Origin of the sequence: Streptomyces sp., assembly GCF_050698815.1 — a bacterium.
Classification (GTDB): domain Bacteria; phylum Actinomycetota; class Actinomycetes; order Streptomycetales; family Streptomycetaceae; genus Streptomyces.
In genome coordinates this window covers 1-8,073 of record NZ_JBOHCV010000039.1, presented here as the reverse complement: position 1 = coordinate 8,073, position 8,073 = coordinate 1, and the positions used below count along the sequence as shown (strand labels likewise).

4 protein-coding genes are annotated in these 8,073 nt (G+C 70.8%); 2 read left to right on the top strand and 2 right to left on the bottom strand.

Annotated elements, in window-relative coordinates:
* On the top strand, positions 1-556 hold a 556-nt coding region (locus ACRDP3_RS01450; RefSeq protein WP_431514946.1), incomplete at its 5' end, for a cupin domain-containing protein.
* A complete protein-coding gene (locus tag ACRDP3_RS01445; protein ID WP_431514945.1) occupies positions 544-1,518 on the top strand; it encodes an ROK family protein in 975 nt (324 codons plus the stop codon). The genes ACRDP3_RS01450 and ACRDP3_RS01445, both read left to right, overlap by 13 nt.
* A 106-nt stretch (positions 1,519-1,624) precedes the next feature.
* Here ACRDP3_RS01445 and ACRDP3_RS01440 read toward each other — a convergent pair whose 3' ends face one another.
* Positions 1,625-3,964, bottom strand: a complete 2,340-nt coding sequence (locus ACRDP3_RS01440) for a UvrD-helicase domain-containing protein (RefSeq protein WP_431514944.1) — start codon at positions 3,962-3,964, stop codon at positions 1,625-1,627.
* A partial coding sequence (locus ACRDP3_RS01435; RefSeq protein ID WP_431514943.1) for a Zn-binding domain-containing protein occupies positions 3,961-8,073 on the bottom strand: 4,113 nt, incomplete at its 5' end. The genes ACRDP3_RS01440 and ACRDP3_RS01435, both read right to left, overlap by 4 nt.

Sequence of the window (8,073 nt, the reverse complement as noted above, 5' to 3'; positions counted from 1 at the left end):
CTTCCGGCGGGACACCTGGAACCACGCGGTGAACCCGCGCCACGAGCCCGTACGCGTACTGGAGTTCTTCTCCCCGCCGCCGTCGCGCAATACCGCCTCGCCCTACGCGCGGGCGCAGCCGCTGCTGAGGGAGACGCGCTACCGCGACGACCGCTGGGACGACCGCTGGCCGGAGGCGAAGGCCGAACGGGACGCCGCCGCGCGCATCCATGTCGTACGGGAGGACGACCATCTCCACTGGCTGCCGGAGGACGACGGCGGTCACCTGGCGGGGACGGCCGTGGACACCGAGTACCTGACGGTCGTACGCGGGCGGCTGTCCCCGGGACACTCGGGAGACGTGCACACCGCACGGGACGAGACGGTCCTCTACGTGACGGACGGTTCGCTGTACCTGCACCTGCCGTCCTACGAGGGCCCGGCATGGCACCGCGTCGAGCCGGACGACGCGGCGTACCTGCCGGCGGGCACCGAGTACCGACTGGTGGACGTGGAGGGTGCGGGCGCCCGCTACTGGGCCGGGGCCGGGCGGGTACCGGAGGGATGGGCGCCGTGACACCGCCGGTCGTGATCGCCCTCGACGTCGGGGGCACCACGCTCCGCGCCGGGCTGGTGACCGCCGAGGGGCGCCTCCTCCACTCGGTCACCCGGTCGTCCGTCCGCAACGGCCGGCGGGATCCCGGTCTCGCCGGGACGGTGACGGCCGCACGCGAGATGATCGCGGCCGCCGCCGAACGCGGCGTCACGGTCGCCGGGATCGGTGCCGGCTTCCCCGAATACGTCGACGCCGCCGGCCGCTTGACGAGCCACGAAGTGCTGGATTGGGCTGTACAGCCCCTCGAACTGCTGGGCCCTCTCGTACCGGGCCGTCCGGCGGTCGTGGAGTCCGACGTGCGCTGCGCCGCGCTCGCCGAGGCCCGCTCAGGAGGCGGACAGGGGCGCGGCTCGTTCCTGTACGTCTCGCTGGGCACCGGGCTGTCCGCCGTGCTGATCCAGGGTGGTCGGCTGTGGCACGGGAACCGCGGCGAGGCGATCGCGCTCGGCTCGTTCGAAGTACCGGCATCCGTCGACCCGGGATTCTCGGCCGGCGGTAACGGCGGGCGCCCGCCGAACCTGGAGGAGTACGCCGCCGGCGCGGGAATCGCCGCCCGGTACACGAAGGTCACGGGAGTCGAAGTCACCGAGGCCCGGGACGTCGTGCGGCGCGCCGAGGCCGGTGACGGCACCGCCACCGAGCTGCTGAGCGCGGCAGGCCGTGCCCTCGGCACGTCACTGGCCTGGACAGTGGCACTGCTCGACCCCGAGGCCGTCGTCCTCGGCGGAGGACTCGGCACCTCCTCACCCCGGATGGACGGCGTACTCCATGACGCTCTTCGGAAGTCCTACACCGCCAGGTGCGCGCGCCCCGGCCCTCCCCCGGTCCACCCGGCCGGACTCGGGGCCGCATCCGGTCTGCTGGGAGCCGCTGCCGCCGCCTGGCACGAGTCCCTCGAGCCGCAGGCCGTCGACCGCACGTAGGCGAGGCCGGTTCGGCGGAACGCGTCACCTCGCACACCCGAGAACTTGTCGTGCTGAGAGCCCTGCCGTCGTTGTCGGGCGGTAGGGCACTTGCCCAGCGGCACCGCTACCTGGGCAAGTAAGGGCTCGGCTTGCCGTGCCAGCTGATGCGCAGGGTGTCGCGGGCGCGGGTGGCCGCGACGAACAGCAGGGACCGGGCCTTGAGTTCCTCGCGAGCGAGACGCTGGGGCTCCGTGTCGCGGTAGCGCTGGACGACGGAGGCGCGGGGGATGACGCCGTCGCGGGCACCCACGATGGCGAGCCTTTGGTATTCGAGGCCCTTGAAACGATGCATGGTGCCGACGTGAATATCGCCGTCGCCCTTGGCGCCCTCCTTGGTGAGTTCGGCGACCGTCAGCCCGGCCTCGGTGGCCAGGTAGTACATGACCTGGTTGACGGCTTCGCGGTCGGCGACGCAGACGGCGATGTTCCCCCGCGGGTCGCGGGGTTTGCCGTCGGCTCCACCAGCGACGAGTTCTTCCCGCCAGCTCTGGAGTGTGGTGGCGAGTCGGGAGAGTTCGTCGTCCCAGGAGTCGCACGGGGCGAGTTCAGGTGCCGGGCCGCGGAGCACCGAGCGATAGCCGTCCAGGGTGTCAATGCCGTCGTCGAGGTCGTCGAAGGTGATCTGTGCGCTCCTGGGGTTCACCACTTCCATGGCTCGGTTCAGGATCTCGCGGGTGGTGCGGTAGCTGAGGGTGAGGCGGGCCGCGCGACCGCGGATGTTGACGCCGACGGTTCCCAGGGTGACCTGCTGATCGTAGATGCGCTGGTGGGTGTCGCCGGCGATGAACATGTCGTCCTCGCCCGGTGCGACCATGGCGCGGAGCATCTTCCAGTGGGCGGGGCGGAGGTCCTGTGCCTCGTCGACGACGACGTGCTTGTAGCGGTGGCCCAGGTAGTACATGCCTGAGCTGTCGTCGCGGTGGATGAGGTCTTTGCCGCCGATCTCGTCCTTGTACTCCTGACGTTGCTCGATCTTGGCGGCGCGCTGCATCTCGAAACGGGCGGCGCGCTCGGCGGCCTGGCCCCAGGTCTCGCGGCTCTCCTTGTCGAGACGGGTGGTGAACTGCTCCAGGATCTTCCAGATCTGCGCCCGGTCGGGGCGGTTGACGGACCGCCCGCGTCCGGCACGGCGAGCGTCGAAATACGCCTTGCGGGTGCCGAGGGACTGGCCGACGATCACCTGCTCCCATTCCTCATAGAGGAATTCGGCGTCCCAGCGTTTCTCGTCGAGTTCGAGGAGAACCTGGCGCAGGGTGTTCAGGGCGACGCTGTCGTAGATGCGCTGCTTTCCGGCGCCGGAGAGGGTGTTCTCGTTGAGGACGCGGGCGGCGAGCTGGTCGATGTGCGTGATGTCGACGCGGGCGAGCTGCTCGGGTTCGAGCAGGGAGGCGAGGCGGGCGCGCAGGTCGGTGGTGAGGTTCTTGGTGAAGGTGGTGAGCAGGATCGGCCTGCTGTGGCCGGGGGGCAGCGCTTCAGCGAGGTGCTTGACGCGGTGCAGCGCGACGATGGTCTTTCCGGTGCCGGGTCCTCCGGAGACGCGGAAGGGGCCGCTGTAGCGGCGGTCGACGAGCTTTGCCTGGGCGGGGTGCAGGAAGATCTTCCAGGCACGGAAGTCGCCCTCTTCGAGGATGTCCTTGAGGGCGTCGTCGATGGTGGTGACGGTGGTGCGGGCGAGGGCCGCGTTCAGGTCCTGCCGCTCGGTTTCCCCCAGTTCGATCTCGACCGGGGCGGTGATCTCCTTGCGGACCTCGTCGAGGCTCAGTCCGGCCGCGAGTCCGTACAGGATGTCCTTGGTGAGGAGTGGCGCGCCGGAGACGAGGTCGTCGAGTTCCCCGCTCTCGGTTACCGCGAGGGCGAGGCCGATGAGCTGTTCGGCGACGCCGAGTTCGCGGAGGTGCTCAGAGGTGAGACCGGCCAGGAGCGGTTCGGCCTCCGGGGCCGCCGGCTCGGTCGTCGCCGGTTCGGCTGTGCCCGGTGCGGTGGGCGTCGTCTCCGGTGCGTCTGCGGCTTCGGGTTGCTCGGCCGGGGTGAGCGTCATCCCGGCCCGCTTGAGGACGCTCCGGCCGACCACGGAGAGGTCGACGAATTCGATCTCTCCGGTGATGCGGTTGATCGCGACGGAGAGTTCTTCGTAGACGTGCTTGCGGTGTCGTACGGCGACGACGAGCCACTTCTCGTGGCCCGCGCCGTCGACGCCGATCTTGGCGAGGAGCGCCCGGTATGACTGGTCGATCTTGGCCCGGTAGACGCGGCCGTCGCCCTTGAGGGGCTTGAGGTCGAGACCGGGGTGATCGGGGTTCTGCCGGAAGCGGTGGCAGAAGTCGTAGAACGTGCCCTTGACCGAGCGGTCGAGCTTGTACAGCTCCTGTTCGGCCTTCTCGTACAGGCTGAGCCGTGCGGTCATCGGTGTGCCGGGCCTTCCGTGTCGGGGAGCAGGGCGAGCAGGGTGTCGAGATGGTCGAGCCAGTCGGCGGCTGTGCGCAGGGTCCAGCCGTCACCGGTGTACGCGGTGTTCCGCTTGCGCAGTTCCTCGGTGTCGTGGCCTGCGGAGTCCACGACCACCGCGACCTTGATTCCGGAGCCGGGCCAGGCGAAGTCGGCCTGCCAGCCGCGGTCGCCGAGTTCGTGACCGAAGACGGGGGCCTTCTTGCCTTGTTCGGCCAACGTCTTGGCAAGCCGGGTCAGGTCGGAGTCGGGCTCTTCCTCTTCGAGGAGTCCGAGGATGTCCTCGTCCCAGGCCGCGTCCCGGAGGAGACCTTCGAGTGCCTGCTCGACCGCGGAGGAGGCCGAAGAAGAGGTGGCCGAAGACCGGTCGGGCCCGGCCGTCGGCTCCGTGATCTGCGCTGCAGCCGTCGGGCCGTCCTCCGTCGTGCCCGTCGCAGCCGTCTCGGGGTACAGCCGGGCGGTGAGCGTCTCCAGTTCGCCGGCACCGCCGCCGACGCGCAGGACTTCCACGGCGAAGTCGGCGGCCAGGCTTCCGGCGAGCTGCACGCCGTCACCACCGGTGAAGGCGAGGAACTGGAGGAGGTTGGACCAGTAGAGCCAGGACCGCCAGCGGAGTTTGTGTGCGGCGGTACCGAGCTGGTCGTCGTCGTGGTCATCGAGTACGGCGATGGCGCCCCAGCCGACTCCGGCGGTCCCTTCCGGTCCGCCGGTGGGGTCGACGGTGTGGAGCAGCGACAGGCCGTGCTCGTCGGTGGCGAAGAGGACGAGGATCTCCGCTTCCCCCGTGAGAAGTTCGACGTCGGCCGCCGGGTTCCCGCCCTTCGCGAGGGAGCGGAGGGCGCCCCGTAGCGTCTCGCGGGCCTGCGCACGGTCGACGTTCTGTGCCAGTGGTTCGGGAGGGCTGAGGAGTCCGCCGACCAGGGCCGAGGCACGCCGTCCCCACCGGGTGCGGGAGGGGTCGCGGAGGTAGCCGAGGAGGGTGTCGACGGGGTTGGCGAAGACGGCGCCGGCGAGGTCGGCGCGGTCGCCGCCGAGCTCCTCGTACCAGTCCTTGGCGGTGTCCTGTCCGGTGCGCCGGTAGGGCGGCCATACCGGGCGCGCCTTGGCGCGTTCGCCCTTCTCGAAGAGTTCGAGGTCGTCCCAGGTGATCTGGAAGACGAGGGCTCCGCCGGCCCGCAGTTCGTCCCGCTTCCGGGAGTCGGGGGCGATGCGGTTGTGCTCACGGGTGGCGTGGTAGCGGTGGCCGTCGAGGAAGACGTGCACCTTCTGGGGGGTGCCACCGGTCCGCTCGAAGGTGAAGTCGGTACGGGTGAACTCCTCGTCCCGCTGGGCGGTCAGCCGCCAGGTCGTGGCCCCGGCGAAGCGGAGGTTGCCGCTGTGCGCACCGCTCTCCTCCAGGGACGCGTCGTCCTGTCCGGTGCTCCAGGTGCGGAGGGCGGCGAGGAAGCGTGCCTCCAGGTCCGACTCGACCTGCCTGTCCAGACCGATCGCCTCGGTCGTGGAGACTCCTTGCACCTGCCAGTGGTCGACGGTCTCACCCGCGTCGTCGGTCAGCGGACGGCCGTTCTCGTCGACGGGGCCGAGGAGGCTGTTGATGATCTCCAGGGCCTCGCGGCGCGAGACCTCGTCCTGGTGGCGCTCCTCGGCGTAGCGGTGGAGGCAGCGGTGGCAGGCGCGGCGCCCCTCGTCCTTGCATGGGCAGGCGATCAGCGCCTCGCGCGCCTCGGCGAGGGTGTCGCGGAAGGCGGCGGGCCGGGTGAGCCGGTCGAGGTAGCCGGTGCCGCCGGGGAGGCGGTCGTACAGGACGAGGAAGTGCCGTTTCTCGCCGGTCGCCTTGTCGGGCATCGTGGCCAGGGTGGTGTCCAGGTGGGCGGGGTCGCCGCCGAAGTGCCGGTCGACACCGAGACGCAGCGCGGCCCGGAAGGAGTGGATCTTCTCGTCGACGAGCACGGTCGCGGCCGGCAGCAGGATCCGCAGGGCCTCGGTGGTGAGCTGGTGGGCGAGGAGCACCGCCTCCTGCTTCGGCGTCTGAGGCCCCTTCTTGCCCCGGCGCAGCGGGCACCACGGCTGATGGTGCTTGACGGCCGGGTTGCGGACGGCGGATGTGTCGAGGGCGTCGGTGTCGTGGTCGAAGACGGGCTTGCCGTCGGCGGTCGCCGCGCCGCAGGCGGTGCACACGTGGAAGGGCGCCATCCGCACGTCCTGTCCGGCCAGTTCGTCGTCGGCGCGCGCGTCGAACCGCAGCGGGCCGACGTTGATCTTCCGGATGACGGCCTTGCGGGAGTAGTCGACGCCGAAGGTCTCGCGGGTGTGCCGCCAGGACGCCCCGGCCTCGATGTGCTCCACCGGGATGTCGACCGCGTCGACGACGGTGTAGAAGCGCCGCTCGCGGTCGTCCTTGTCGTCGCCGATACGGGCGTCGTCGCGCTTGCCGCGGGAGGTGACGACGGCGGGTTCGATCACCTGGTGGAGGCAGGAGCCGTCGTCGGCGATGCCGGTGCTGTGGCAGCGCGGGCAGGGTGTGCGGTCCTCGGCGGCGTTCTCGGTGCGGACGTAGCCGCACTCCCGGCAGAAGCGCCAGGGCGTCCAGTCGGGCCGGGTGGAGCTGCCGATCTCGATTCCGGTGATCTGGTGCTTGTAGCCGTTGACGTAGAAGGTGTTGCCGGGCGCGAGTTCGGACAGCGCGTAGCGCCGGGGACGGTCGTAGGGGCGCATCTTTGAGTCGAAGCGTTCCCGGCCGGTCTTCGGGTTGGTGCCGTCGGGCCAGTACAGGGTGGCGTTGAGCGTGGTGACGGTGTCGATGAGGGCGTAGTTCGGCAGCAGGCCGAGATCGCACAGAGCCTGTTGGGCGGTGGTGAGGCCGCGTTTCATCAGCCGTCTGCCGGCAGCCCGGTGTTCCGCTTCGAGTTCCACCTTGCGAAGGCGCTGTTCGTCGTCGTCCTCGTGGAGTTCGTGGACGGCTTCGTCGATGAACTTCAGCCTGCGCCGCAGCTCTTCCTCGCCACGCTTCCACTGCCGTCCCGCTTCCTCGACGGCGCCGCGCAGCCCGCGCCCGGCGTAGGCGCGCAGGTCGTCGGCGGCCTGGGGGCTGACGCCGGTGGGGAAGAGGCCGAGGAACGTCTCGACGAGTCCGGCGGCGCCGGTCAGCGCGGCCCCGACGAGGTCGGTGAGGTACCCGGACGGGCCGAACAGGGCAGGCGCGTCGCGCGGGATCGCGGCGAGCGGCTGCCCGTCGGCACGCTTCAGCCGGCCCTGCGCGGCGAGGTCGAGGAGGTGGGCGAGGTACTGGCGGCGCAGGATCTCGACGGCCGACAGGTGGCTGCCCGGTGGCACGATCTGCCCGGCGATCATCTCGCGCGGCTGGTCGAGGTAGTACAGGTCGCGGCGGCTGCGGTCGGGGATGGTGAGGAGGAAGGCGTTGCCCGTGCGCCGGCCTGCGCGGCCGGCCTGCTGGGCGTAGTTGGCGGCGCGGCGGGGCAGCGCGGCGAGCACGACGGCCGACAGATCGCCGATATCGATGCCCAGCTCCAGAGTGGGGGTGCAGGAGAGCACGTTGGGGTCCTTGAACCCCTTGCCCTCGCGGAACGCCGCCTCGACCCGCTCGCGTTCCGGGCGGGTGAGCATGCCGGTGTGCTCTGCGGTGATCACCTGATAGGTGCCTGCCTTGCGGTACAGCCTGCGGTAGTAGTCCTCGCGGTAGTCGCGGTCGCGCTGGTGCAGGCCGAGTCCCTCCGGCCGGGTTCCGGCGACCAGGCGGCCGGTGCGGCAGCGGTAGGCGGGGCACTTCTGGCCGTCCCACTGGGGCAGTAGGTCGGGGTGGACGGTCTGCTCCCAGAAACAGGAGGGGCAGCGGACGAACGCCTGGTTGACCTCGCTGTCCTTCAGGAGCTGCACGTCGACGGCGCCGGGCTGGAGCCCGTAGATCCGCAGGCTGCCGTCCTCCGGAGTGCGTACGGCCAGCAGTCCGGCGGCGACGAGTTCGGGCAGCAGCCGGGACCAGAACTCGGCGGCCTGTTCGCGCGGCAGCCCGAGGCTGCGCTGGGCCCATCGCTCGTACCAGGAGAGCCG

Bases quoted from the DNA above. Each gene is read 5' to 3' on its own strand.
- ACRDP3_RS01445 (WP_431514945.1), top strand. From the start codon at position 544: ATGGGCGCCGTGACACCGCCGGTCGTGATCGCCCTCGACGTCGGGGGC.
- ACRDP3_RS01440 (WP_431514944.1), bottom strand. From the start codon at position 3,964: ATGACCGCACGGCTCAGCCTGTACGAGAAGGCCGAACAGGAGCTGTAC.